The 23921-nt window shown below is 69.2% G+C and carries 23 protein-coding genes and 2 pseudogenes; 6 read left to right on the top strand and 19 right to left on the bottom strand.

Features of this window, described 5'->3' with window-relative positions; translation table 11 throughout:
- The first annotated feature begins 47 nt into the window (after positions 1–47).
- The gene (locus tag ABD830_RS43685) at positions 48–1193 is read left to right on the top strand and encodes an NADH-quinone oxidoreductase subunit D (RefSeq protein WP_345000597.1); all 1146 of its coding nucleotides are present in this window, start codon (positions 48–50) and stop codon (positions 1191–1193) included.
- Positions 1190–2257 (top strand): acyltransferase family protein, encoded by a 1068-nt coding sequence (locus tag ABD830_RS43680; RefSeq protein ID WP_345000595.1) that lies wholly within the window; start codon positions 1190–1192, stop codon positions 2255–2257. Before ABD830_RS43685 ends, ABD830_RS43680 begins: the two co-directional genes overlap by 4 nt.
- On the opposite strand, the gene ABD830_RS43675 is transcribed toward ABD830_RS43680, so the two are convergent.
- The 13 genes and pseudogenes from ABD830_RS43675 to dacB form a co-directional block, all read right to left on the bottom strand.
- Positions 2254–2703, bottom strand: coding sequence for a DUF3180 domain-containing protein (locus tag ABD830_RS43675; protein ID WP_345000593.1), 450 nt, complete (start codon positions 2701–2703; stop codon positions 2254–2256). The genes ABD830_RS43680 and ABD830_RS43675 overlap by 4 nt on opposite strands.
- Complete coding sequence (gene folK / locus ABD830_RS43670; protein ID WP_345000591.1) at positions 2700–3203, bottom strand: 2-amino-4-hydroxy-6-hydroxymethyldihydropteridine diphosphokinase; 504 nt, start codon at positions 3201–3203, stop codon at positions 2700–2702. The genes ABD830_RS43675 and folK overlap by 4 nt, the downstream gene beginning before the upstream one ends.
- Complete coding sequence (gene folB / locus ABD830_RS43665; protein WP_345000589.1) at positions 3200–3565, bottom strand: dihydroneopterin aldolase; 366 nt, start codon at positions 3563–3565, stop codon at positions 3200–3202. Before folB ends, folK begins: the two co-directional genes overlap by 4 nt.
- Positions 3555–4001 (bottom strand): nuclear transport factor 2 family protein, encoded by a 447-nt coding sequence (locus ABD830_RS43660; protein WP_345000587.1) that lies wholly within the window; start codon positions 3999–4001, stop codon positions 3555–3557. Before ABD830_RS43660 ends, folB begins: the two co-directional genes overlap by 11 nt.
- A complete protein-coding gene (folP, locus tag ABD830_RS43655) occupies positions 3998–4855 on the bottom strand; it encodes a dihydropteroate synthase (protein WP_446686106.1) in 858 nt (285 codons plus the stop codon). The genes ABD830_RS43660 and folP overlap by 4 nt, the downstream gene beginning before the upstream one ends.
- A gap of 57 nt (positions 4856–4912) precedes the next feature.
- Positions 4913–5491 carry a GTP cyclohydrolase I FolE gene (gene folE / locus ABD830_RS43650; protein ID WP_345000585.1) on the bottom strand — a complete coding sequence of 193 codons (579 nt, stop codon included), beginning with the start codon at positions 5489–5491 and terminating at the stop codon, positions 4913–4915.
- On the bottom strand, positions 5488–7482 hold the full coding sequence (ftsH, locus tag ABD830_RS43645; protein ID WP_345000583.1) for an ATP-dependent zinc metalloprotease FtsH: 1995 nt from the start codon (positions 7480–7482) through the stop codon (positions 5488–5490). Before ftsH ends, folE begins: the two co-directional genes overlap by 4 nt.
- Before the next feature lie 238 nt (positions 7483–7720).
- Positions 7721–8272: a hypoxanthine phosphoribosyltransferase gene (gene hpt / locus ABD830_RS43640; RefSeq protein WP_345000581.1), complete on the bottom strand. Its 552-nt coding sequence runs from the start codon at positions 8270–8272 to the stop codon at positions 7721–7723.
- Positions 8273–8282: 10 nt separating this feature from the next.
- Positions 8283–9287: a tRNA lysidine(34) synthetase TilS gene (gene tilS, locus ABD830_RS43635; protein WP_345000579.1), complete on the bottom strand. Its 1005-nt coding sequence runs from the start codon at positions 9285–9287 to the stop codon at positions 8283–8285.
- A 216-nt stretch (positions 9288–9503) separates the two neighbouring features.
- Positions 9504–10052 (bottom strand): annotated as a pseudogene (locus ABD830_RS43630) (transposase); the annotation flags it as partial.
- Positions 10006–10770: pseudogene (locus ABD830_RS54505) on the bottom strand (IS4 family transposase); the annotation flags it as partial. The pseudogenes ABD830_RS54505 and ABD830_RS43630, both read right to left, overlap by 47 nt.
- A 210-nt stretch (positions 10771–10980) precedes the next feature.
- A complete protein-coding gene (locus ABD830_RS43620; protein ID WP_345000575.1) occupies positions 10981–12057 on the bottom strand; it encodes a zinc-dependent metalloprotease in 1077 nt (358 codons plus the stop codon).
- 46 nt (positions 12058–12103) lie between these two features.
- Positions 12104–13501: a D-alanyl-D-alanine carboxypeptidase/D-alanyl-D-alanine endopeptidase gene (gene dacB, locus ABD830_RS43615; protein WP_345002245.1), complete on the bottom strand. Its 1398-nt coding sequence runs from the start codon at positions 13499–13501 to the stop codon at positions 12104–12106.
- A gap of 162 nt (positions 13502–13663) precedes the next feature.
- On the opposite strand from dacB, the gene ABD830_RS43610 reads away from it, so the two are divergent.
- Positions 13664–14158: an inorganic diphosphatase gene (locus ABD830_RS43610; protein WP_345000573.1), complete on the top strand. Its 495-nt coding sequence runs from the start codon at positions 13664–13666 to the stop codon at positions 14156–14158.
- A 4-nt stretch (positions 14159–14162) separates the two neighbouring features.
- Here ABD830_RS43610 and ABD830_RS43605 read toward each other — a convergent pair whose 3' ends face one another.
- The 6 genes from ABD830_RS43605 to ABD830_RS43580 form a co-directional block, all read right to left on the bottom strand.
- Positions 14163–15173, bottom strand: coding sequence for a C40 family peptidase (locus ABD830_RS43605; protein WP_345000571.1), 1011 nt, complete (start codon positions 15171–15173; stop codon positions 14163–14165).
- A gap of 434 nt (positions 15174–15607) precedes the next feature.
- Positions 15608–16774 carry an RNA polymerase sigma factor gene (locus ABD830_RS43600; RefSeq protein WP_345000569.1) on the bottom strand — a complete coding sequence of 389 codons (1167 nt, stop codon included), beginning with the start codon at positions 16772–16774 and terminating at the stop codon, positions 15608–15610.
- A gap of 83 nt (positions 16775–16857) precedes the next feature.
- Positions 16858–17667 (bottom strand): hypothetical protein, encoded by an 810-nt coding sequence (locus ABD830_RS43595; protein ID WP_345000567.1) that lies wholly within the window; start codon positions 17665–17667, stop codon positions 16858–16860.
- A 78-nt stretch (positions 17668–17745) separates the two neighbouring features.
- Entirely contained in the window at positions 17746–19356 is a 1611-nt protein-coding gene (locus ABD830_RS43590) for an ABC-F family ATP-binding cassette domain-containing protein (RefSeq protein WP_345000565.1), read from the bottom strand.
- A 51-nt stretch (positions 19357–19407) separates the two neighbouring features.
- A complete protein-coding gene (locus ABD830_RS43585) occupies positions 19408–19620 on the bottom strand; it encodes a hypothetical protein (protein WP_345000563.1) in 213 nt (70 codons plus the stop codon).
- An 85-nt stretch (positions 19621–19705) separates the two neighbouring features.
- On the bottom strand, positions 19706–20653 hold the full coding sequence (locus ABD830_RS43580; protein ID WP_345000561.1) for a phage baseplate protein: 948 nt from the start codon (positions 20651–20653) through the stop codon (positions 19706–19708).
- 155 nt (positions 20654–20808) lie between these two features.
- Here ABD830_RS43580 and ABD830_RS43575 point away from each other — a divergent pair, with 155 nt between their 5' ends.
- The 3 genes from ABD830_RS43575 to ABD830_RS43565 are packed head-to-tail and all read left to right on the top strand — an operon-like array spanning position 20809 to position 23758.
- Entirely contained in the window at positions 20809–21981 is a 1173-nt protein-coding gene (locus ABD830_RS43575; RefSeq protein ID WP_345000559.1) for a glycoside hydrolase family 183 protein, read from the top strand.
- A complete protein-coding gene (locus tag ABD830_RS43570) occupies positions 21978–22991 on the top strand; it encodes a DUF4432 family protein (RefSeq protein WP_345000557.1) in 1014 nt (337 codons plus the stop codon). Before ABD830_RS43575 ends, ABD830_RS43570 begins: the two co-directional genes overlap by 4 nt.
- The gene (locus tag ABD830_RS43565; RefSeq protein ID WP_345000555.1) at positions 22988–23758 is read left to right on the top strand and encodes an SDR family NAD(P)-dependent oxidoreductase; all 771 of its coding nucleotides are present in this window, start codon (positions 22988–22990) and stop codon (positions 23756–23758) included. The genes ABD830_RS43570 and ABD830_RS43565 overlap by 4 nt, the downstream gene beginning before the upstream one ends.
- Positions 23759–23921: the final 163 nt, after the last annotated feature.

Here is a 23921-nt window from a genome sequence, read left to right as displayed (position 1 = left end):
CAGCCCCCCGGCTGGATCACCGTTCGGTGCGGTGGCAGCATGGCCATATGACGGAACGTGTGGTCGGAATCGGTGCGGGCGCGAAAGAGCTGGCCACCGAGGACATGATCCTCAACATCGGCCCGCAGCATCCGTCGACCCACGGCGTGCTCAGGCTCCGCCTGACGCTCGACGGCGAGCGCATCACCGCCGCCGAGCCGATCATCGGCTATATGCACAGGGGCGCGGAGAAGCTGTTCGAGGTCCGCGACTACCGTCAGATCATCATGCTGGCCAACCGGCACGACTGGCTCTCGGGCTTCGCCAACGAGCTGGGCGTGGTGATCGCCGCCGAGCGCCTGCTCGGCATGGAGCCTCCGGTCAGGGCCGTGTGGGCGCGCACGCTGCTGGCCGAGCTCAACCGGGTGCTCAACCACCTGATGTTCCTCGGCTCCTATCCCCTAGAGCTGGGCGCGATCACACCGCTGTTCTACGCCTTCGACGAGCGCGAGCGCATCCAGGCCGTCATGGAGGAGGTCTCCGGCGGACGCATGCACTACATGTTCAACCGGGTCGGAGGCCTCAAGGAGGACCTGCCGCTCGGCTGGCTCGACCGGGTGTCGGCCGCGATCGCGGAGACCCGCCGCCGGGTTCCCGACATCGAGGACCTCATCCTGCACAACGAGATCTTCATCGCCCGCACCAAGGGCGTCGGCGTGCTCTCCCGCGAGCAGATCATGCAGTACGGCGTCAGCGGCCCCATCGCCAGAGCCTCGGGGGTGGACTTCGACCTGCGTCGCGACGACCCCTACCTCGCCTATCGCGAGCTGCCCGTCAAGGTGGTCACGCGGCACGCGGGCGACTGTCATGCCCGGTTCGAGGTGCTGTTCGACCAGCTCAAGGTCTCGCTGGACCTGGCCGACGTCTGCGTCGAGCACCTGCGCTCGCTGCCGCCCGGGCCCATCAACCAGCGCCTGCCGAAGGTGCTGAAGGTGCCGGAGGGGCACACGTACGCGTGGACCGAGAATCCGCTCGGCATCAACGGCTACTACCTGGTCTCCAAGGGCGACAAGACCCCGTGGCGGCTCAAGCTCCGCTCGGCCTCGTACAGCAACATCCAGGTGCTGCGGGAGATGCTCCCCGGCCACCTGGTCGCCGACATGGTGGCCATCCTCGGCTCGATGTTCTTCGTCGTGGGTGACATCGACAAGTGAAAGCCGAGCGCGACAAGTACGTCGACTGGCTCCGTGCCCTGAGCCTCTGCGTCGTGGTGGTCTGGCACTGGGCGTTCACCATCCTGCAGTGGAAGCCGACAGGACCCGAGCCCACCAGCCCGCTGGGCTTCACCTCCGGGCTGTGGATCCTGACGTGGCTGCTGCAGGTGCTGCCGCTCTTCTTCTACGTCGGCGGCCACGTGCACCTGCTGTCCTGGGAGCGGGCCCGGGCGCGCGGCGTCGGCATCGGCTCCTTCGTCTGGCGGCGCATCCGCGCGCTGGCTTTACCGGCGCTGTTCCTGTCCGGGGCGTGGATCTCCATCGGCGCGGTGGTCACGTTCACGTTCCGGGTGGACTGGATGTGGCGGGTGGTGCTGCTGGTGCTCAGCCCGCTGTGGTTCCTCGGCGTCTACCTGGTGCTGATCGCGCTGCTGCCGCTGGCGCTCTGGCTGCACCGCCGCTACGACGTGCTGGCGCTGATCTGGCTCGGCGGCGCGTCACTGGTGGTCGACGTGGTGCGCTTCCGGTACGGGGTCGAGTGGGTCGGCTGGCTCAACATGCTCCTCGTCTGGGGGCTCGCCCACCAGGCCGGGTTCTTCTACGACCGGATCGTCATCCTGCCCAGGCGCTATGACGTCGCGGTGCTCTGGACCGGCCTCTTCGCCCTCTTCGGCCTGGTCTACTCCGGCATCTACCCGGGCTCGATGGTGGGCGTGCCCGGCGACAAGTGGTCGAACATGGCGCCGCCCACGTTCGTCATCGTCGCCCTGCTGCTGTTCCAGATCGGGCTGGTGGAGGTGCTGCGGCCGTCGATGGAGCGCGTCCTCGAGCGGCCCGGCTGGCGCCGGGTGAACGACTTCATCAACCGGTACGCGCTACCGCTCTTCCTCTTCCACACGACCGGGATGGCCATCGCGCTGGGGCTGTCGTGGTGGCTCTTCGGCAACCTGGGCACCGAGATCCCGCCTGACCTGAAGTGGTGGCTGGAGCGCCCCATCGCGATCATCGGCCCGCTGATCTGCACCACCCCGGTCATCTACCTGTTCGGGCGCCGACGTGCTTAATCCTGCTCGTCAGAGTCCTTCGGGATGCGGCAGGCGCGCTCCAGGTAGAGGGCGGCGCAGATCAGCGCCACGCAGGCCAAGAACGACCCGGTCGCGATGAAGAACTCCGATCGCGGCGTCTCCCGGTCGAACATCTGCACCGTGTAGAGACCGAACCCGGCGAACAACCCCGCGAACGCCGCCCCCACATACGCCGACGCCTTCGCCAGCGCGGCCAGCCGGGCCACCGCCAGCGGCTCCACCGGCTTGGTGCCCGGTTTCCTGGCGATCCTGGCCTTGGTCGTCCACGCGCTGTAGCCCTCGCCGATGGCCAGCAGCAGCACCGTGGGGATCGCGGTCCACGGCATGAGGGGCAGGTCGGCGTAGACGGGTCTGACCAGCGCCCACGCGATCAGCGCAACGACGATGACGATGCCGACCAGGCGGCCGGGATGGGTGAGCTTCAATCGGGCCTCTGCAGCTTCAGGTCCTCGCGCAGGCGTACCCCTTCCTTGTCGACGCCCTCCAGCAGCTCCGCCACCCGGCCGCGCCCGGGCACCACGCCGTCGGGGTCGGCCTTCACCCAGGGCACCAGCACGAACGCGCGCTCGTGGGCGAGGGGATGCGGCAGCGTCAGCTCGGGGTCGTCGCAGACGGTGTCGCCCACCACGATCAGGTCGATGTCGAGGGTGCGCGGCCCCCAGCGCTCGGTGCGCACCCGGCCGAAGGCGTTCTCCACGCTCTGCGCCCGCTCCAGCAACGTGCGCGGCGCCAGCGTGGTCTCGGCGATCACGACCGCGTTGAGGTACGGCTTCTGCCCGGCAGGACCGCCGACGGGGTCGGTCTCGTAGACCGGGGACGCCTTGACGAACTCCAGCCCGGGGGCGTCGAACAGGGTGTCCACGGCGCCCTGCAACGTCTGGAACCGGGGCCCCAGGTTGCTGCCCAGTGCCAGGACGACTTTCATACGCGGCTCCGCTCGATGGTCACGACCACGTCGTCGAACGGCAGCGGGATGGGCGCCGCCGGTTTGTGCACGCTCACCTCGACCCTGCCCACCAGCTCGCTCGCCAGGCAGACGTCCGCCAGCCGCTGCGCGAGCGTCTCGATCAACGCGACCGGCTCGCCCTCCACGACCTCGACCAGCGCCTGGGCCAGCTCGCCGTAGTGGACGGTCTTGGTGAGATCGTCGCCGGCCGCCGCCGGCGCGGTGTCGAGGAACAGCGTCGCGTCGATCACGAACTCCTGCCCGAGCTCCCGCTCGGCAGCGAGCACGCCGTGCCTCCCCCTGGCCCGCAGGCCCTTGAGAGCGATGCGATCAGCGCTCAAGCTCGCCTTCCTCCTCCTCGTCGTCGTCCCCCTGGAGCACCGGCGAGCCGTGATGCATCCACAGCCGCCAGCCCTGCGAGGTGCGGATGTAGACGTTGCTGGCCACCACCTTGCCCGCGGCGAAGCTGGCCTCGCCCTCCTCGCCGGCGGTGAGGATGTTCTCGACGCAGGTCAGCACGGCCACGTCACCCAGCACGGTCGTGTTGACGTCGGTCAGCACGAACTGGATGTAGGTGGTGTTGGCCATGATCAGGGCCCAGGACCGCAGCACCTCGGACCGGCCGGCGAGCAGCGTCCAGCCCGGATGCACGCAGCTGACCTGGTCGTCGGCGGTGTCCTCGGCCCAGACCTCGGTCATCTTGTCGAGATCGCCGCTCTCGATCGCGGCGTAGAACTCCTGGTTGACCGTCTCGATGGCGGCGGTGTCGACGCTCATGTGCCTGCTCCGGCTCTCTTCCATGCGGCAGCCACGCGCACGGCATCGGCATTGGGGGCCACGTGGTGGACGCGTACGCACCAGGCGCCCGCTTGCGCGGCCAGTGCGGTCACGGCCAGCGTGGCGTCGTCACTACGGCTGAACGGCCGGGGCGTGCCGTCGGAATCGGCCAGCAGCCGCCCGAGGAACCTCTTGCGCGAGGCCCCGATGAGCAGCGGGTAGCCCAGCTCGGCCAGCTGCGGGATCCCGTTCAGCAGCGCCCAGTTGTGCTGGGCGTTCTTGGCGAAACCGAGGCCCGGGTCGAGCACGATCTGCTCCTCCGTGACACCTTCCGCCAGGACCAGGTCGACCCGCTTGCCGAGCTCCTCGCGGACCTCGGTGACCACGTCGGCGTAGACGGCTCGGCTCTCCATGTCGTGGCTGTGGCCGCGCCAGTGCATCACGACGTACGGGATGCCGGTCTCGGCCACCACGCGCGGCATCTCGGGGTCGGCGAGACCGCCGCTCACGTCGTTGACGAGCCGCGCGCCCGCCTCGACCGCGGCCCTGGCCACCTCGGCCCGCATCGTGTCGACGCTGACCGCCACTCCCTCGGCGTCGAGCGCTCTGATCACGGGCACGACCCTGGCCAGCTCCTCCTCCAGCGACACCCTGGCCGCGCCGGGGCGGGTGGACTCCCCGCCCACGTCGACCAGGTCGGCCCCCTCCTCGACCAGGTCAAGGCCGTGCTGGATGGCGGCTCTCTCGTCGAACCACCGGCCGCCGTCGGAGAACGAATCGGGGGTCACATTGACCACACCCATGACGAGGCACCGATCCGCACCTCCCGGCACGTTGATGGGCACGCTAGTCATGGGCCAAGCCTAGGCGCTTCCCCACACATGTTGACATCGTGGGTCCCCGTTCGACCATCAGCGGCCCAGGATCAGCGCCATCGCCTCGGATCGGGTCTTGTCACTCGTGCGGAAGTCGCCGCGGACGGCCGAGGTGACGGTCTTGGCGCCCGGCTTGCGTACGCCACGCATGGTCATGCACAGGTGTTCGGCCTCGACAACCACGATGACCCCGCGCGGCTCCAGGACCCGCATGAGGGCGTCGGCGATCTGGGACGTCATGCGCTCCTGGACCTGGGGGCGGCGGGCGTACACGTCGACCAGGCGGGCCAGCTTGGACAGGCCGGTCACCTGGCCGCGGTCGTTGGGGATGTAACCCACGTGGGCCACGCCGTGGAACGGGACCAGGTGGTGCTCGCAGGTCGAGTAGACCTCGATGTCCCTGACGAGCACCATCTCGTCGTGGTCGACGTCGAAGACCTTCGTCAGCACGTCCTCGGGCGTCTGGCCGAGCCCTGAATACTGCTCGGCCATGGCTCGGGCGACCCTGGCGGGGGTGTCGAGAAGGCCGTCCCTGTCGGGGTCCTCGCCGATCGCGTAGAGGATCTCGCGTACGGCCTTCTCGATCCGGCCCAGGTCTACGTCGTGCTGAGTCACGCACTTTCTCCGGACGGGAGGGCGTCCTGGTGGCCCCCGGTGAGCGAGCCGTTGGCCGACTGCTCCTTGGGGGTCAGGATGGGCGGCCGGTCGGACGGGAGCCGCTTGCCGTAGCCCGCGTAGGACGGGCGGTGCTCCTTGACCACCACGGCGGAGAAGATCTGGAGCACCTGCTCGCGGGAGAGGGTCTCCTTCTCCATGAGCTCGAGCACCAGGTTGTCGAGCACGTCGCGGTATTCGACCAGGATGTCCCACGCCTGGTCGTGCGCCGTCTCGATCATCCGGCGGACCTCCTCGTCGATCGTGGAGGCGATCTTCTCGGAGTAGTCGCGCTCGTGGCCCATCTCGCGGCCCAGGAACACCTCGGCCTGGCCGGTGCCGAACTTACGGGCGCCGAGCTGCTCGCTCATGCCGTACTCGGTCACCATGCGGCGGGCGACGGCCGTGGCCTTCTCGATGTCGTTGGAGGCGCCGGTGGTGGGCTCGTGGAAGACGAGCTCCTCCGCCGCGCGGCCGCCGAGCAGCATCGCGAGCTGGTCCATCATCTCCGACCTGGTGGCCAGGAACTTGTCCTCCATCGGCAGCGTCATCGTGTAACCGAGCGCGCGTCCCCGGGACAGGATCGTGATCTTGTGGACCGGGTCGGAGTTGGGCAGCGCATGCGCCACCAGCGCGTGACCGCCCTCGTGGTAGGCGATCATCTTCTTTTCCTTGTCGGACATGACCCGCGACTTGCGCTCGGGCCCTGCCATGACACGGTCGATCGACTCCTCGAGGACGTCCATCGTGATCAGCTTCTGGTCGGCCCGCGCGGTGAGCAGGGCGGCCTCGTTGATCACATTGGCCAGGTCGGCGCCGGTGAACCCGGGGGTGCGGCGCGCGATGACGTCGAGGTCGACGTTGGGCGCGAACGGCTTGCCGCGACCGTGGACCTTGAGGATGCCCTTGCGGCCCTCGAGATCGGGGCGGTCGACGGTGACCTGCCGGTCGAAGCGGCCCGGACGCAGCAGCGCCGGGTCGAGGATGTCGGGCCGGTTGGTCGCGGCGATGAGGATCACGCCGCCCTTGACGTCGAAGCCGTCCATCTCGACGAGCAGCTGGTTGAGGGTCTGCTCGCGCTCGTCGTGACCGCCGCCCAGGCCAGCGCCGCGGTGGCGGCCGACGGCGTCGATCTCGTCGATGAAGATGATCGCCGGGGCGTTGGCCTTCGCCTGCTCGAACAGGTCACGCACACGCGAGGCACCGACACCGACGAACATCTCGACGAAGTCGGAACCGGAGATCGAGTAGAACGGCACGCCCGCCTCGCCGGCCACGGCGCGGGCCAGCAGGGTCTTACCGGTGCCGGGCGGGCCGTACAGCAGCACGCCCTTGGGAATCTTGGCGCCGATCGCCTGGAACTTGGCCGGGGCCTGCAGGAACTCCTTGATCTCCTGGAGCTCCTCGATGGCCTCGTCGGCGCCCGCGACGTCGGCGAACGTCGTCTTGGGGGTGTCCTTGGTGATGAGCTTGGCCTTGGACTTGCCGAAGTTCATCACTCGCGAGCCGCCGCCCTGCATCTGGTTCATGATGAACAGGAAGAGCAGCACGATGATGACGATCGGGAGGAAGCTGACCAGGATGCTCACCAGGAGGTTCTCCTGCGGCACCTCGGTGTTGAAGCTCTTGGTCTTGCCGGCGTCGTACTGAGCCTGAAGCTCGTCGGTCAGCTTGCTGCCGTAACCCGTGACCCAGTTGGACTGGATCAGCCTCGTCGGTGAATCACCGGGCTTGACCGCGACCGGGTTGACCAGTGTCAACTCGATCCGGTTGTCCTTGTCGACAATCTTGGCGTTGCTGACGTTTCCGGTGCGAATCTGCTGGAGAACCAAGGACGTGTCGGCCTGCTTGAAATTACCGCCGCCACTCCAGAGCTGAGTGACGAGGAGGAGCAGCACGACGATGCCCAGGATCCACAGCAGTGGCCCACGTGTAAATCGCTTGAGATCCATCCGATGCGGAACCCCTTGCGGGCCCGTCCCTTCCTGAACATGGCCTGGAACCCCGGGCTGCCCCGGGGCCGCGGCATCCGACACCGCGACTTCTGACTACCCGAAGGCGACACGCGGTCACCCTTCAAGAGTCTGAAGGTACACCGGCAGAGCGCACGGGGGGACCCGCCCGCTACACCGGTCTTGCCCTATCAACGTACGTCACGTTGCGCGGTGTTCCCGGCCGCGTTCCAGATTGCTACTTGTAAACATGTGGGGCCAGAGTGCCGATGAACGGCAGATTGCGGTATCGCTCGGCGTAGTCCAGCCCGTAACCGATGACGAACTCGTTGGGAATGTCATAGCCCACGTATTTCACATCGATCGGCACCTTCACCGCGTCCGGTTTCCGCAGCGCGGTGCAGATCTCCAGCGACGCGGGATTGCGCGACTTCAGGTTTTCCAGGAGCCAGTGCAGGGTCAGGCCCGAGTCGATGATGTCCTCGACGATCAGCACGTGGCGGCCCATGATGTCGGTGTCGAGGTCTTTCAGCACGCGCACGACGCCGGACGACTTGGTGCCCGCGCCGTACGACGACACCGCCATCCAGTCCATCTGCACGGGCACGTGCAGGGCTCTGGCCAGGTCGGCCATCACCATGACGGCGCCTTTCAACACGCCCACGAGCAGCAAGTCTTTACCCGCGTAGTCCTCGTCGATCCGCCCGGCAAGCTCTTTGATCTTCGCCTGGAGCTCGTCCTCGGGAATGAGGACCTTTTCCAGGTCATTGCCCATGTCGGCAGCGTCCACCTGTGGTTCCTTATGCGATGGGACTGATGGCGACTATCAGGGTGCCATATCGCCGCACGGCGGACAGACCCCCCGGCAGGTCAACGGCTTTCTGCCCGTGCCACCGCGTGACCAGCCCGTCCACGGCAAGGATATGAGCAGCGGACAGAGCTCCTGAGGGAGCCCCGGCCGCGATGGCCGCCCGCCGCAGCACCCGCCGCCTGACGGCGTCGGGCAGCTTTTCCAGCTCCGGTACGGCCAGCGTCACCGAGCCCGGAATATCGCTAAGAGCGCAATTCTGGTACGCCGATTCGGCCCACTCGTCCAGGGCGTCGGCGTCCTCGCGGGCCATCCTGGCGGTCCTGGCGAGCGCCTCGGCCACTCCTGGGCCGAGCTCCGCCTCCAGAACGGGGAGGACCCTGTATCTGACGCGGACCCTCGTGTAGCGGGGGTCCTCGTTGTGCGGGTCGTCCCAGGGGACGAGGTCCAGGGCCTGGCAGGCCCTGACGGTGGTGGCCCTGGGGATGTCGAGGAACGGTCTCCGGTAGCGGCCGCTGCGGGCCGCCATCCCGGACAGCGACCTGACGCCGCTCCCCCTGGCCAGCCCCAGCAGCACGGTCTCCGCCTGGTCGTCCCTGGTGTGGCCGAGCAGGACCACCTGCGCCTGGTGTTTGTCGGCCGCCTCCGCCAGCGCCTGGTATCGGGCCTCCCGCGCCGCCGCCTCGGGGCCGCCCTCGGTGCCCACCGTCACGGTGAGGACCTCGGCGGGGTGGAGGTCCAGCCGGGTCTTCCCGATGTCCACGACCGTCCTCGCCCGCTGGGCCGAGCCCGGCTGGAGCTGGTGGTCCACGGTGAGCAGCCCGGCGCGCAGCCCCATCCGGGGCGCCACGAACGCCAGCGCCGCCGCCAGCGCCAGGGAGTCGGCCCCGCCGCTGCACGCCACCATGACCAGCGCGTCCTTAGGGACGTCGGCCAGCGCCTCACGCACTGCCCTGCGCACGTCGGCTACGGCTGGATGTGGACCCACGGGTGCCATTGTCCCGTGCCGCCACCCCACCACCCGCACCCTGTCCCGCCGACGCGGCGCTCCGAACGCGTGGGTGCTCGCGCGGCCGGCGCGGCGACGCACAGGTCCCGTGCTCCGGGGGCACGCGTCGCTGAGCGCCGTGGTCGATACGGCGCTCAGCGAGGCGGGTGTGGTGGTTCGGGGGGCTAGGCCCAATGCCGCTTAGTTAAGGGCTTGGGCTGAGAGTCAAGGGTCTGTGATGAGGATGTCGATGCTGATGGTGGCCTTGTAGCTGGTCCGATCGACGGTGCCCTTGGCGTTGTACTTGGAGATCGCACGTTTGACGACGCGGGGTCGGGTGCGGACCCGCCGGGCGGGCATGAGGTCGGCCAGGATGTGGCTGCCGATGGTGCCGACCAGGTCGATGACGGTGTCGGCGATGATGCCCGCGGCTTGGATAACCAGGTCGCGGGCGGTGTGCAGGGCGATGGTGAAGCTGGCCCGGTCGGGGTCGATCCCGTGCTGGGTGCTGGTGGCGTCGGCCATCGCCAGGCGCAGGAGCTGGTAGGTGAGCAGCAGGGCGTACATCTCCTGGTCGAGGCCGTCGGGGGTGCGGGCGCGCAGCACGCGTCCGCCGAGGATGGTGGATTTCACCTCCAGATAGGCCGTCTCGATCTCCCACCGCTCGTGGTAGAGCGCGATCAGCTCGGCGGCGGGATGGGTGCGGTGCTCGGTCAGGGTGGTGACCAGCCGGTACAGGCCGGTACAGGCCGGTGCGGCGGCCGGTGGCCGTGGCGATGGCGATCTCGCAGTCGATGACGCGGACCGCGACCGGGCCGAGCATCGACAGGTAAGAGCCGTCGGCCAGGCGGCGCAGCACCGGCAGCCGGCGGCCGTTCTTGACCCGGACCAGCGTCTGGGCACCGGTCGCCGCGATCGCACTCACCAGCGCCTGGGCGGCAAAGTTCCGGTCCAGCAGCACGATCATGCCCGCGTGCAGGCTGCGTACCAGTCGCGGCGCGTATGTCGTCTCCCCATCGGTGGTCGTGCCGAACACCGCGTCCAGCAGGGTGCGGGTGCCGCAGGAAATCAGCACCAGCAGCCGGATCTGCGGATACCCCGAGCTGCCGTGGTTGCAGCGCTGCCGGGACAAGACCCTCAGATTCGCCGCGGTGTCGGGCACCGCGATCGTGGTGCCGTCGATCGCGCAGACCCGCCATCCCCGCCACCACACGCCCGGGGTGGCGATCCCCGCGGCCGGGCCGCGCAGCAGCTCCCACAGCCACCGCACCGGCTCGACCCCCACCCGTCGGCGGGCCTGCACCAGCGCACTGGCCGTCGGAACGGCGACCTTCAGCCCGGTCAGCCCGGCCGTCAGTCTCTGCCATACCTGCCGCCAGCCCAGCTCCGGAAACAAGCACCCGGCCAGCAGTAGGTACACCACCACTCGCGAGGGTAGATCTCGCACGCGCGTCTGCGTCCTGCCCGTCTGCGCCAGCGCCTCATCGACCATCTCGAACGGGATGAGCCGGGTCAGCTCACCCAGATGACCGGGCGCGAACGCTCCTGCGGCAACCACCACATCACGACGCATGACAGACTGGACATCCAACGGAGCTCCTGCCGAACAGTGATCTTGGTCGACACCGTTCTAGCAGGCGCTCCGTTGCTGTCTCCGCTGGCTTGACCGACTCGTCACAACGCTAACTAAGCGGCATTGGGGCTAGGCCGGGAGTGCCGGGGTGCCGATGACGCGGTTGATCCAGGCGTCCGGGTCGCCGATCTCCGGCGTCGTGGGCAAGGTCTCGGGCGAGGTCCAGATGCGGTTGAAGCCATCCATCCCCACCCGGTCCACCACCTTCCGCACGAACGCCGACCCCTCCGCGTACTGCTTCATCTTGAGCTCGATCCCCAGCAGCCGCCGCACCGTGCGGTCGAGCCGGGAGCCGCCCTCACGGCGCTGGGCGAACTTGGCGCGGATGTCGGCCACCGAAGGCACCACGGACGGGCCCACCGCGTCCATGACGTAGTCGCCGTGCCCCTCCACCAGGGTCATCACGGCCGTCAACCGGTCGAGGATCTCCTTCTGGCCGGGCGACTGGATGGCGTCGATGAGGTTGCCCTCGCCGCCGCGCACCACGTCGGCCACCGTGTCGGCGGCGTTGCGGAGGCGTTCGAGCAGCGTGGGCAGGTCGAGGTCGGACGCGAGCAGGAACTCGGTCATCTGCGACCGGACGTATTCGCGCAGCCACGTGACGCCCGTGAACTGCACCCGGTGCGTCTCCTCGTGGAGGCACACCCACAGGCGGAAGTCGTGCGGGTCGACGCCCATCTCGCGCTCGGCGTGGACGATGTTGGGGGCGACGAGCGTCAGGCGCCCCGCGGGCTCCTGGCCCGTGGGGTCGGGCGGGAGGAACAGCTCGTACTGCCCCAGGACCCGCGAGGCGAGGAAGGCGAGGACGGCCCCCACCTCCACGCCCGTGATGCGGGAGCCCACGGCCGTGACGATGGCGGGCGGCTGGTTGGCGCCGCTGCTCATGCGCTGGGTCAGCGGCTCGAGCACCACGCGGAAGCCCTCGACGTTCGCCTTGATCCAACCGGGCCGGTCGACGATGGTCGCGGCCTGCGGCGCGGTCTCAGTATGGATCTTGGTGAAGCTGCGCACGTGGCCCTCGGCCTCGCGTGACAGGGTGCGGAGCTCGGTGACGGCCTGCCTGGCCTCCTCCCGGCTCACCTGAGGACCGGGGCGCACCAGGCGCGTGCCGGTCGTGACGGCCAGATCCCAGTCGATCACCTGCATACCGTCCACCGTACGTGCTCGATGCTCAACCCGCGAAGGAGCATCCTTACGACCTTGCGACGATGGCCGCCAGGCGGTCGAGTACGGGCTCGGCGGTTACCGGTACGCGGTCCGCCATGAACGCGAACGTCACCAGCCGCCCGTCCTTGGTGGTCGCCATGCCCGCCAGCGTGTTGACGTTGTTGAGCGTCCCGGTCTTGGCCCGTACGAGCCCCACCTGCCCCCGGCTGTCGCTCTCCGTGAACCGCCGGCCGTTGCCCAGAGTGCCGGAGAAACCGGCGATCGGCATGCCCGAGGCGATGGCGTGAAGGTTGGGCTGGCTCGCGGAGGAGGACAGGGCGATCGCCTTGGCCAGGGCGCTCGGGCTGATGCGGTTGCGGGGGGACAGGCCGCTGCCGTCGGAGAGCGAGACGCCCTGCGCGGCGCCGATCCGCTGCAGCACCGCGATCACGGCCTTGGTGCCGCCCTCGAACGACGCCTCCTGCCCTTCCTTGATGGCGACGTGCCTGATCAGGGCCTCGGCCATGTCGTTGTCGCTGCGGGTGAGGGTGTGCTCGACGAGGGAGTAGAGCGGGGCGGAGTCCACCCGGCCCAGCTCCGGGGCGCCCGCCGGCGCCTTGGCCGGCCGTACGGACTTCGACACCGCGATGCCCTGCCTGGCCAGCAGCTTGGCGAAGGCCGCGGCGGCGTACTGCGCCGGGTTGGAGACCCGGGGCTGGCGGTTGCGCGGATTCTGGCGGCCTTCGTCGATGGCCAGGGCGTAGACGGGCGCCACCTCGCCGTCCGGGACGTAGTTCGGCTTCCAGCCGGGAGCGATGGCCGTACCGACAAAAAGCGACGTGTCGTACGAAAGCGTGATTTTGCGAATGTTTTGCGACTTGAGGTTGGCGGCGGTGCGGGCCGCCAGCGTGGCGAGGCTGGCCTGCTTCGGGTACGTGGGCTTCGCCGACGGGCCGGCGAGCAACGGGTCGCCGCCCCCGATCAGGACGGCCGTGCCCGGGCTCGCACCCTGGACGACCCTGGTGGAGAAGCGGGTGTCCGGCCCCAGGGACGCGAGGGCGGCGGCGCAGGTGACGACCTTCGTGGTGGAGGCCGGGACGATCGGGGTGTCGGCGTTGGAGGCGAAGATCCGCTCGCCGGTGGCCGCGTCGAGGACCACCGCGCCGACCCGATCGCCGAGCGCTTCGTCACCCAGCGCGTCGGTGAGCTGCCGCGTCAAAGTACCCTTAGTCGGGAGAGGTCCGTCTCCTGGCTTCACCGAAAGCTGGGCCAGCACAGGCCCCGAGGTGACCACGGGGACGGAAGGAGACCCTTCCGGCGGGGACGCCGTCGGCTTGGTCGGTGAAGACTGCCTCGTCAACGCGCCCAGGCTGAAGTCGGTGGTCATCGCGTAAACGCCGATGACGATCGTCAGGGCCTGCAGCACGGCGAGAGTGGTCAACATCACCCACCGGTCGTGCCGCGCCACGTCGCCTGCCCTCTCTTGTGTGTTCGCCTACGAGACATTAACGCCCACCCGGGGGTGCCGGGGGGCTTGAGTGCGGGAGACGATGCCGGACCAGGCGCCGCCTGGCAAGGCGGGATCGACCCATGAGAAAGGACCGCGGTGGAGTTCGACGTCGTCGTTGAGATTCCGAAGGGGCAACGGAACAAGTACGAGGTGGACCACGAGACCGGGAAGATCAGGCTCGACCGGCTCCTGTTCACCTCCACGCAGTACCCCGCCGACTACGGCTTCATCGAGAACACCCTCGGCGAGGACGGCGACCCGCTCGACGCGCTGGTGCTCCTGCAGGAGCCGACGTTCCCCGGCTGCTACATCACCTGCCGGGCGGTGGGCATGTTCAGGATGACCGACGAGAAGGGCGGCGACGACAAGGTCCTCTGCGTTCCCTCCACCGACCCGCGGATGCACCACATCCAGGACATCCATCATGTCTCGGAGTTCGACCGGCTGGAGATCCAGCACTTCTTCGAGGTCTACAAGGACCTGGAGCCGGGCAAGTCCGTCGAAGGCGCCAACTGGGTGGGCCGCATCGAGGCCGAGGCCGAGATCGAGCGCTCCTTCCAGCGGCTCAAGGAGTCCGGCGGGCATCACTGACGCCTCACTGGGGCCTGGTGGCGCCCACCAGGTCCCCTCGCCAGATCGAGGCCACCCGCACCACGTCGCCGGTCTGCGGGGCGTGCACCATCTGACCGTCGCCGACGTAGATCCCGACGTGGTGGATGGTGCTGGGATCGTCCTTGACGTAGCCGAAGAAGAGCAGGTCGCCCCGTTTCAGCTGGTCCAGCGGCACGTGCGGGCCCGCCGTCCACTGGGTGCCCGTCCAGTGGTCGAGCTGTATGCCCGCCCTCTCCCAGGCCCGCATCGTCAGCCCCGAGCAGTCGTAGGTGTCCGGGCCGGCGGCCGCCCACACGTACGGCTTGCCGAGCTGGGTCAGCGCCCAGTTGGCCGCCACGTCCCCCGTGGCCGAACCCCCTGAGACCAGCCTTGGCAGCGCCGCGGCCCGCTGCTGGGCCAGCAGCTTCGCGTGGCTGCGCGCCTTGTCCACCTGATGGCGCAGGACCACCGTACGCGCCCTGAGCTCCTTCGTCTGCTCCTGCTGCCTGGCCACGGCCGCCTCGGCGGCGCTCTTGGCCGCTCCGGCGCGCTCCGAGGCGGCCTGCTGGGCGTCGTAGGCGTTCGCGGCCTCGGTACGCAGGATGGCGGCCACCTGCTGGGCGTCGTCCATCCGGCTGAGCACCGCCGCCCGCTCACCCCAGAGCTGCGCGAGCATCCCGGCCCGGTGCAGGGCGCCCTCCCTGTCTCCCCGGTCGGTGATCATGCCGATGATCGGCGCCATGGGAGCCATCCCGCCGTAGCTCTCGGTGGCCAGCAGGGCGACCTCCTGCCTCACCCGCTCGGCCTCCGCGTCCGCCGCCGCCAGGCGCGCGCTGGACTGCGCGTACACCCGCTCGGCCTGCCGGAGCCGGACCAGCTCGCCGTTGTACGCCTCCACCAGCCGCTCCACCTCGGCCGCCAGCCCGTCCAGCTGCGACTGCGCCGTGGCCAGCTTGGCGGTGACCGCCCCCAGCTCCTTGGAACGGTCACGTGCCGTCTGGCGTGCCTTTTTCACGTCCCGCGAGGTGGGGGGTTCGGCCCCCGCGGGCGGACATAGGGCGACTATCAGGCAGCAAGCCAGCAGCCCTGTCCGAAATGCACGCATTGGTCCCCCTGGAAACACATGGCTACTCTATGCACACGGTTCCCAGCAGTCCGCTTACGTAACGTAGTCAGCCCCCGCGTGTCGGGGATCAGCCGGTCGTGGTGGGCGACGGCTCCTCACTGGTGGGGGTGACCGTCTGCGTGGGCGTCGCGGCCGGGGTGGTGGGAGGAGGAGGCTGCGTCGCCGTGGGCGTGGGGCAGGGAGTGCGGGTGGGAGTCGCGGGCGGGGACGGGTGGCCGGACTGGTGGCCGGGCGGGTGGTCAGACGGGGGGCCGCCGTCCGGTGGGGCCTGCGTAGGAGGCGGAACGTACGTGGGCGGCGGGACCTGCGACCCGGGCGGCTGCTCATGGGGCAGGGGCGGCCCGGAGGACGGCTGTCCGCCATCGGGGGGGGCGGACCACGTCGTTGACCGGCACGACGGGAGGCACGAGCATCGGGGCGCGGGTCACGCCGATCGGCTGGGTGGCCCTGCTGTCCAGCACCGGCTCCCCGGTCACCTGGGCATCCGGCGACTCGGAATGCCAGGGCAGCTGGATGCCGGGCGGCTGGCCCGTCGCGGGAAACGCGGCCGTCGCCACACCGGACACGCCGCCGCCGCCCTCGTCGAACTGCTGGAAGATCGTCACTATCGCCACCACGGCCGCGACCGCCGCCACCGCGCTCGCCAGCGCCTTAGTCCACCCCTGAGCGCCGCTCTGCGCGGAAACGGGAAACCCGGCGGCGCCCAGGCCGGCCGTACGCCTGGCGACGTAGCGGCGGTAGGGCAGCAGCTCCGGGTCGACGAAGCAGCTCATCACCCGGATGCGGAGCGAGTCGGGCAGCGCCTCGCCGGGCAGCAGCCCGAAGACCTTGGCGGGCGACACCTCGCGATGGCGGTGCGGGGCGCAGATCTCGCACCGCGGCAGGTGTCTGACCAGCCGCTCGCGCATGTCCGGAGTCAGCTCGCCGGAGAAGCCGGCCAGCATCGCGGCCCGCCGCGGGCAGTCGTACGGGCCCTTCCTGGCGAGGATCTCGGCGGTGATCGCGTCGCTCAGCAGCTCGCGGGCCTCCTCCAGGAGCGGCTCCACCTGCCGCGTGCCGAGCACCAGGGCCAGCTCGGACGCGGACAGCGCGTGCCGGTAGGTGAGCTCCAGGACCTCGCGCTCGGCGACGGGCAGGCTCTGGACGGCGTTCCAGGCCATGATCCGCAGGTCGCCGTCGGCGGGGTCGTCGAGGGGCGGAGCCTCGGCCAGCGCCTCGGCGGCGCCCGGCGGCGCGGCGGCGCGGCGGCGCATGCACTCCGCGCGGGCCAGCGCGTACAGCCAGGCGCGCAGCCTGTCGGGGTCGGCCAGCGCGTCCGCGTGCGCCTCGGCGGCGATCAGCGTGTCGCGGAGCGCCACCTGGGCGCCGTCCGCGCTCAGGAGGAGGGACCAGCAGTAGCGGTAGACGCTCTCCGCGTACGTGTCATAAAGCGCGGAGAGCGCATCGGGATCACGGGCGCGGAGTGCTTCGACCAGGACGCGGTCATTCATATGACCGAAGGTAATTGATTGGTAACTAGTAGTTCTACCGGTTTACGCCTACGGCATAGCGGCGCCCCTGAATTTGCGGAGATTTATTGCTTATGTTCGTTAACGACCTGGGTGCTCCGGTCCACCGCGAACGGCTCGGTGGCGGGCTTCACCGTGTGGATCGGCACGGCGCCGGCGAGCGCCAGATCCTCGTAAGGCCGGCCGGTGGATCCCCAGGTCCTGGCCGTGATGTCGGTCCTCGCCACGGTGGCCCCCGCGGGCAGCCCGGAAACGGTGAGAATGAATCGCGGCGGGCTGCCCGCTTTGACGTCATCCACGAACGTGCTGCCACCGCCGAGGAGTTTGCCCGCTTTGTCGCGCAGCAACGCGTTGACCACCAGACTACTGGCCGGCATTTGATAGGGATTTCCGACATATCCAGTAATAAGGTATGAGCCATCTTTCTGGCGCAAAGTCTGGCTTCGCGTAATAGGAAAGCTCTGGAACGCCGAAGGAATGCGCGCCGCCATCCGCCAGCGCGCTGGACGGTACTGGATCGTCACCTTCGCCGGCTTCTCCACGGAGGTCGCCTGGCCGGTGAAGGCCAGGGACCCGCCCGGCGGCACGGCGTCGAGCGGCTGGTCCATCCTGACCACCTCGGCGCCCTTGTCGTCGTGCCCGACGATCGTGGCCACCACGTGCTCGCCGAAGTGCCACGGGTTGGCGTTGCTGAGCACGCCTGCCCAGGTGACGGCGTACCCGTCGGCGGATTTGACGATATTCGAGACCTGTTCCTTGAGAGCCAGGGGCTTGAGCTCTTGTACTGGTCGTTTCTCGCTGGAGCACCCGGAGAGGCAGATCGCCCCGAGTGCCCCGAGTGCGAGCAGGCTGGCGGTTCGGCTACGCGGGATCACTTTGCCGTGATAACCCGTGCATGGGCACGGATGGCGGGTGACACGCGCCGGGCGTACCAACTCTTTAACGCGGGATCTTCAGCGGGGGCGGACGACCCTGGCCTCGTCCCAGACCGCCTCCGGCGACTCGTAGACCGTGCCGTCGGAGCCGAAGACCAGGTAGCGGTCGAAGTCCGCGGCGAACCAGCGGTCGTGGGTGACCGCCACCACCGTGCCGTCGAACGCGTCCAGCCCCGCCTGCAGCGCCTCGGCGCTGGCCAGGTCGAGGTTGTCGGTCGGCTCGTCGAGCAGCAGCAGCGTGGCCCCGGACAGCTCGAGCAGCAGGATCTGCAGCCGCGCCTGCTGCCCGCCCGAGAGCGAGTCGAAGCGCTGCTCGGCGGTGCGCCCCGCCAGCTCGTAGCGGGCCAGCGTCTTCATCGCCTCGTTCTTGAGCCTGGCGTGCTCGGTCATGACGATCTCGACCGGCGTGCGGCCCAGCAGGTCGGGCCTGGCGTGGGTCTGGGCGAAGTGGCCGGGCACCACGCGGGCGCCCAGTCTGGCGACGCCGTCGTGGGCGACCGGCTCCCCGGCCAGCAGGCGCAGGAAGTGGGACTTGCCCGAGCCGTTGGAGCCGAGGACCGCGACGCGCTCGCCGTACCAGATCTCGAGGTCGAACGGGCGCATGAGCCCGGTGAGCTCCAGCCCCTCGCAGATGACCGCGCGCTTGCCCGTGCGGCCGCCTCTGAGGCGCATCTTGATGTTCTGGTCGCTCGGGGCCACCTCGGGCGGCCCGGCCTCCACGAACTTGCGCAGCCTCGTCTGGGCGGCGTGGTAGGCGGCGGCCATGCCGTCGTTGTACCTGGCCTTGTTCTTCAGCATGTTGACCAGGGCCTTGAGCTTGGCGTGCTCCTCGTCCCAGCGCCTGCGCAGCTCGTCGAGGCGCTCGTTGCGGGCCTTGCGGGCCTCCGCGTACGTGGCGAACCCGCCGCCGTGGATCCAGATGTTGCCGGACTCGACGGTCACGATGCGGTCGGCCGCGTTCGCCAGGAGCTGGCGGTCGTGGCTGACCAGCAGCACGGTCTTGGGCGTCTCCCTGAGCTGCTGCTCCAGCCACTCCTTGCCGGGGACGTCGAGGTAGTTGTCGGGTTCGTCGAGAAGCAGCGTCTGGTCGGGGCCGCGCAGCAGCGCCTCCAGGACGAGCCGCTTCTGCTCGCCGCCGGACAGCGTGGCCACGTCCCGATATTTCACCTTCTCGTACGCGACGCCGAGCGCGGCCACCGTGCAGGTGTCCCACAACACCTCGATGTCGTAGCCGCCCGCGTCGGTGTAGTCGCTGATCGCCTGCGCGTAGCGCATCTGCGTCTTCTCGTCGTCGCGCTCCATCATGGCCAGCTCGGCGTCGTCGAGCCGCTCGGCCGCCGCGCGCACGGCGGGCGGGGCGACGCCGAGCAGCAGGTCACGCACGCTGCTGCCGTCGCGCACGCTGCCGATGAACTGCCGCATCACGCCGAGCCCGCCGGAGCTGGCCACGCTGCCGTCGACCGGCTGTGCGTCGCCGGCGATCAGCCGCATGAGCGTGGTCTTGCCCGCGCCGTTGGGCCCGACGAGCGCGGCCTTGACGCCTTCACCGATCCTGAAGGACACGTCGTTGAGCAGAGGCCGCCCGTCGGGCAGCACGTACGTGAGATGTCCTACTTCGACGTGGCCCATTCCGGCAGCGTAACCGTCCCCTTCCGGCGTGGGCACCACATTTTCCGTCGCTCAGGCGGACACCACGCCTTCTCGAAGCTGGTCCAGCTCCTCATCGACACCCGTCACACCGCGCATCCGCTCACGGATCATCTCCAGGGTCGCGGCTGCCTGCGTCCGGCGGCTCGCCAGGAGATTTTCACGGACGAGCGCGATCACCGGTTGCACCCGATCGTCGGGGAGCTGATCGACCAGGGAGTGAAGTTCTTCACGCATCGCGCTCATACAGGCAGTCTACGTCCGCCCACTCTTGCGCCATTGGCATTTCCCATCGAGGCCCCGCTCGACCACTTGCTCCGCCGAGGACGGTTCAGACGAGGGCGTCCTTGTAGAAGATGCTGGCCTTGCGCGCCCCAGCGGTGCCCGAGGCGAGGCCGAGGCACAGCCTGGGCCGTCCCGACGCGATCTGGATGGCCAGGCCCTCCGGCTCGCGGTAGTCCAGGGACTTGCCCGCCTGGCTGAGCGAGCGCTGGACCTTGGCGCCCGTGCGCAGGTCGACGCAGGTGAGGTACGTGTTGCCCGGCGCCGGGTTGGAGGCGCCGTAGGCCGTGCCGTCGAGCAGGTAGAGGTAGTCGCCGTAAGCCGTGTAGCCCTGGAAGACGCCCAGGCCGGACGGCTGCGCGACGTCGTACAGCTTCTTGGGCGACCCCGCCTTGACCGCCGCCAGCGAGTACGCCACGAACCGCGCCTGGTCGCCGACCCGGCAGCGCATGATCAGCCGGTTGGTCGACGGGTCGATCGCGCACGTGGTGCTGGTCGCGCCCGAGATCAAGGTGTACTTGGTGAGCGCCGAGGACGACGGCCTGAGCGTCTGACCGTTGACGAACTTGAACCTCGCCAGCCGCCTCCCCCACGCGTTCCCCGCGCCGTCGCTCACCGCGTCGGTCTCCGTCCACAGGTAGGCGGAGCCGCCCGACGGCTCGACGCCGATCTGCACGCCGTGTCCGAAGCCCAGGAGGTACATGTGGCCGAGCACCGACCCGGACAGGCTCAGCTTGGTCACGCAGAGATCACCGGCCGCCGCCGAGCCCGAGCCGTTCTTCAACTGGGCCACGTAGATGTGCCCGTGAACGTTGTCGAAGGCGAACGACTGCAGCACGGTCTCGTCGTACAGCGCCTTCTTCCAGATCAACGGGTCTGCGGACGCGGCCAGGTCGAACCGTCCGGCGGAGGCGGCCGCAGCCGTCTCCGTGCCCGCCACAACCGTCGCCGCGACTCCGGCGCCCACCTTGAGCAGATCTCGGCGAGTGACCGTCATACGACCTCCATAACGGATATTTCAGGAAGTCATCACCATAGTGCAGGCCGCTGAGAACGATCGCTGGTTCCCTCACAATCCTCGCAGAGGGCCCTGGACAGTAAGTGATCTAATGACTAGAACTGTAGGGAACTCGCCTCCCCCAAGGACCAGTGATGACGCGATTCCGCTCCGCCTTAGCACCCCTGGCCATCGCGTTGGCCGGCCTGACCGCCGCGCCGCAGCAAGCGTGGGCAGCCCCGCCCAAGCCCGTCCCGTCGGTGGCCCAGCAACAGCAGCAGCAGGCCACGCCGACCGCCGCCTGTACCGTCCCGACGGTCAAGGGAACCACGACCGACGCCCGGCTCACCAGCCTCTTCACCAACTACGGCAACGACAACAGCCGGCTGGACGACTGGACGGGCGCCGACGGCACCTACTCGGTCAAGCTGCCCAACGGCAAGGAACTGTGGATCTTCTCGGACACGTTCCTCGGCCGGGTCAACCCCGGCGGCACGCGGCCGCCCGTGGTCGGTGAGGGCGGCGACACGGTCTTCCTCAACAACTCCTTCGCCGTCGAGCGCGACGGCAGGCTCTCCACGATCCACGACGGCACCACGCAGCAGCCGACCGCCGTGATGCCCCCGCGCGACCAGAACCACTGGTTCTGGGCCGGTGACGCGACGGTGGCCGGCGGGCTCGTGGAGGTCACCTACCAGGAGTACGAGCGGTACGGCACCGGCGCCTGGGACTGGCGCTGGCACCGGAACGTGGTGGCGAGGTTCGCCCCCGGCCGGCTGAACGAGCCGGTCAGCGTGACCGACCTGCCGTCCGCGCACGGCATCTCGTGGGCCTCCGCGATCCTCAAGGACGGCGGATACACCTACGTGTACGGCGTCGAGGACCTCGGCTCGCCCAAGTACATGCACGTCGCCAGGGTCAAGGGGCAGAGCCTGCTGGGCGCGTGGGAGTTCCTCAAGTCCGACGGCACCTGGTCGAAGAGCGAGGCCGACTCGGCGCGGATCATGAGCGGGGTGGCGAACGAGTACAGCATCACCAAGGTCGGATCGGGATATGTCCTGATCACCCATGACACGACCGAGGTGCTCAGCCCGAACATCGTGGCCTACACCTCCTGCTCCCCTGCAGGCCCGTTCACCGCCAAGCAGCACGTCTACACGACCCCCGAGACCAGCGGGAACATCTTCACGTACAACGCCCACGCCCACCCCGAGGTGGCCGGCAACGGGCTCGTCATCTCCTACAACGTCAACAGCTTCGTGAACACCGACCACTACCGGGACGTGACCATCTACCGGCCGAGATTCCTGGATGTGACCTTCCAGTGAGGCGTAACTGGGCGGCCCGCCTGCGGCACGTCACGTTCGACGGGCTGCGGGCGGTCGTGCTGGAGAACGAGCGGCTGCGCGTGACCGTCGTGCCCGACAAGGGCGGCGACGTGGTGGAGTTCCTGCACAAGCCCACCGACAAGGACTTCGTCTGGCTCTCCCCGCAGGGCCTGCGCAACCCGCACGACCACCTCCAGGGCGCGGCCGACGACGTCGCCCAGTTCGTCGACCACTACGAGGGCGGCTGGCAGGAGATCTTCCCCAGCGGCGGCGCGCCGAGCGAGTACCGCGGCGCCCGGCTGGCGCAGCATGGGGAGGTCTCCGGGCTGCCGTGGCGGTCTGAGGTCGTGGCCGACTCCGAGGAGGAGGTCGCGGTACGGCTCAGCGTGCGCACGCGGCGGCTGCCGTGCCGGATGGAGAAGGTCTTCAGGCTGAGGTCGGGGACGGCGGCGCTCGAGATCGAGGGCCGGGCGACCAACGAGGCCGACATCCCCCTGCACGCCATGTGGGGGCAGCACATCGTGTACGGCCTGCCGTTCCTCCGCCCCGGAGCCAGGATCCGGCTGCCGGACGGCGTCAAGGTCATCCCCCACGAAAGCGCGATAAATCCGGCGAAGGGCCGCCGGGTGAAAGCAGGCGGCCCCTGGGACTGGCCGCGGGTGCCCGCCGATCAGGGCGGGGAGACCGATCTGAGCGTGGTCCAGGAGCCGGGAGCGCCGAGCGACATCGTCTACCTGACCGGCTTCGACGAGGGTTGGTACGAAATTTCAGGGGATATCGGTATCCGAGTGGAATGGGAGGCGTCTCTCCTGCCGTACCTGTGGATGTGGCAGGAGCTCGGCGCGTCCACCGATTATCCCTGGTGGGGACGGGCGTACACGGTGGGTCTCGAGCCGTTCTCCAGCATGCCGACCGACGGCCTGGCCGCCGCCGTGGCCAACGGCACGGCCCTGACCCTGGACCCCCACGAGACGAAGGTGTTGCGCTTGCGCGCGGAGGTGCTGGCATGAGTGAGTTCAGTGGGAAGGTCGCGCTCGTCACGGGCGGTTCGATGGGCATCGGGCGGGCGGTCGTCGACCGGCTGGCCGACGGCGGGGCGTCCGTGGTGTTCTGCGGGGTCGACAAGGACGCGGCGCTTAACAGCGAGAGCGTCACCGGTGTGGTCGCCGACGTGCGCAGGGCCGACGAGATGAGCGGCCTGGTGGACCTGGCGGTGGCGAAGTACGGCGGGCTCGACATCGTGGTCACCTGCGCGGGCGTGCAGCGTTACGGCACGGTCGAGGACACCCCTGAGGACGTCTGGGACGAGGTGCTCGACATCAACCTCAAGGGCGTCTACCTCACCTGCAAGGCGGCCGTCCCCAAGCTGAGGGCCAGGGGCGGCGGCTCGATCGTGATCATGTCGTCGGTGCAGGCGTTCTCCTCGCAGGCGCAGGTGGCCGCCTACACGGCGAGCAAGGCCGCGCTCAACGGCCTGACCAGGGCCATGGCGCTCGACCACGCCGCCGACGGCATCCGCGTGAACGTGGTCTGCCCGGGCTCGGTGGACACCCCGATGCTGCGCTGGGCGGCGGACCTGTGGCGGGGCGAGCTGTCGCAGGAGGAGCAGATCCAGCAGTGGGGCCGCTCCCACCCGCTGGGCCGCGTGGGCCGGCCCGAGGAGGTGGCCGAGCTGGTGGCGTTCCTGGCGGGGCCGCGCTCGTCGTTCATCACGGGCGCCGAGCACCGCGTGGACGGCGGCCTGCTCGCGCAGAACCCGGCCGCCCTCCCCGAATAGCCCACGGACAGCCCACGGATCACCAAGGTCACGCAGCAAGCCGGCAAGAGTTGCGCCAACGCGGCGATCTCGCAGGTCGTACCGCTGATACCAGTGGTGCTCGGCGTGCCGGGCGAGCAGCCCCTGCACGGCCCCTCGAAACGACCCACTGATCGAGGAGAGA

The sequence above is a fragment of the Nonomuraea helvata genome, assembly GCF_039535785.1.
Classification (GTDB): Bacteria; Actinomycetota; Actinomycetes; order Streptosporangiales; family Streptosporangiaceae; genus Nonomuraea; species Nonomuraea helvata.
This window is presented reverse-complemented; position numbering and strand designations above follow the sequence as displayed.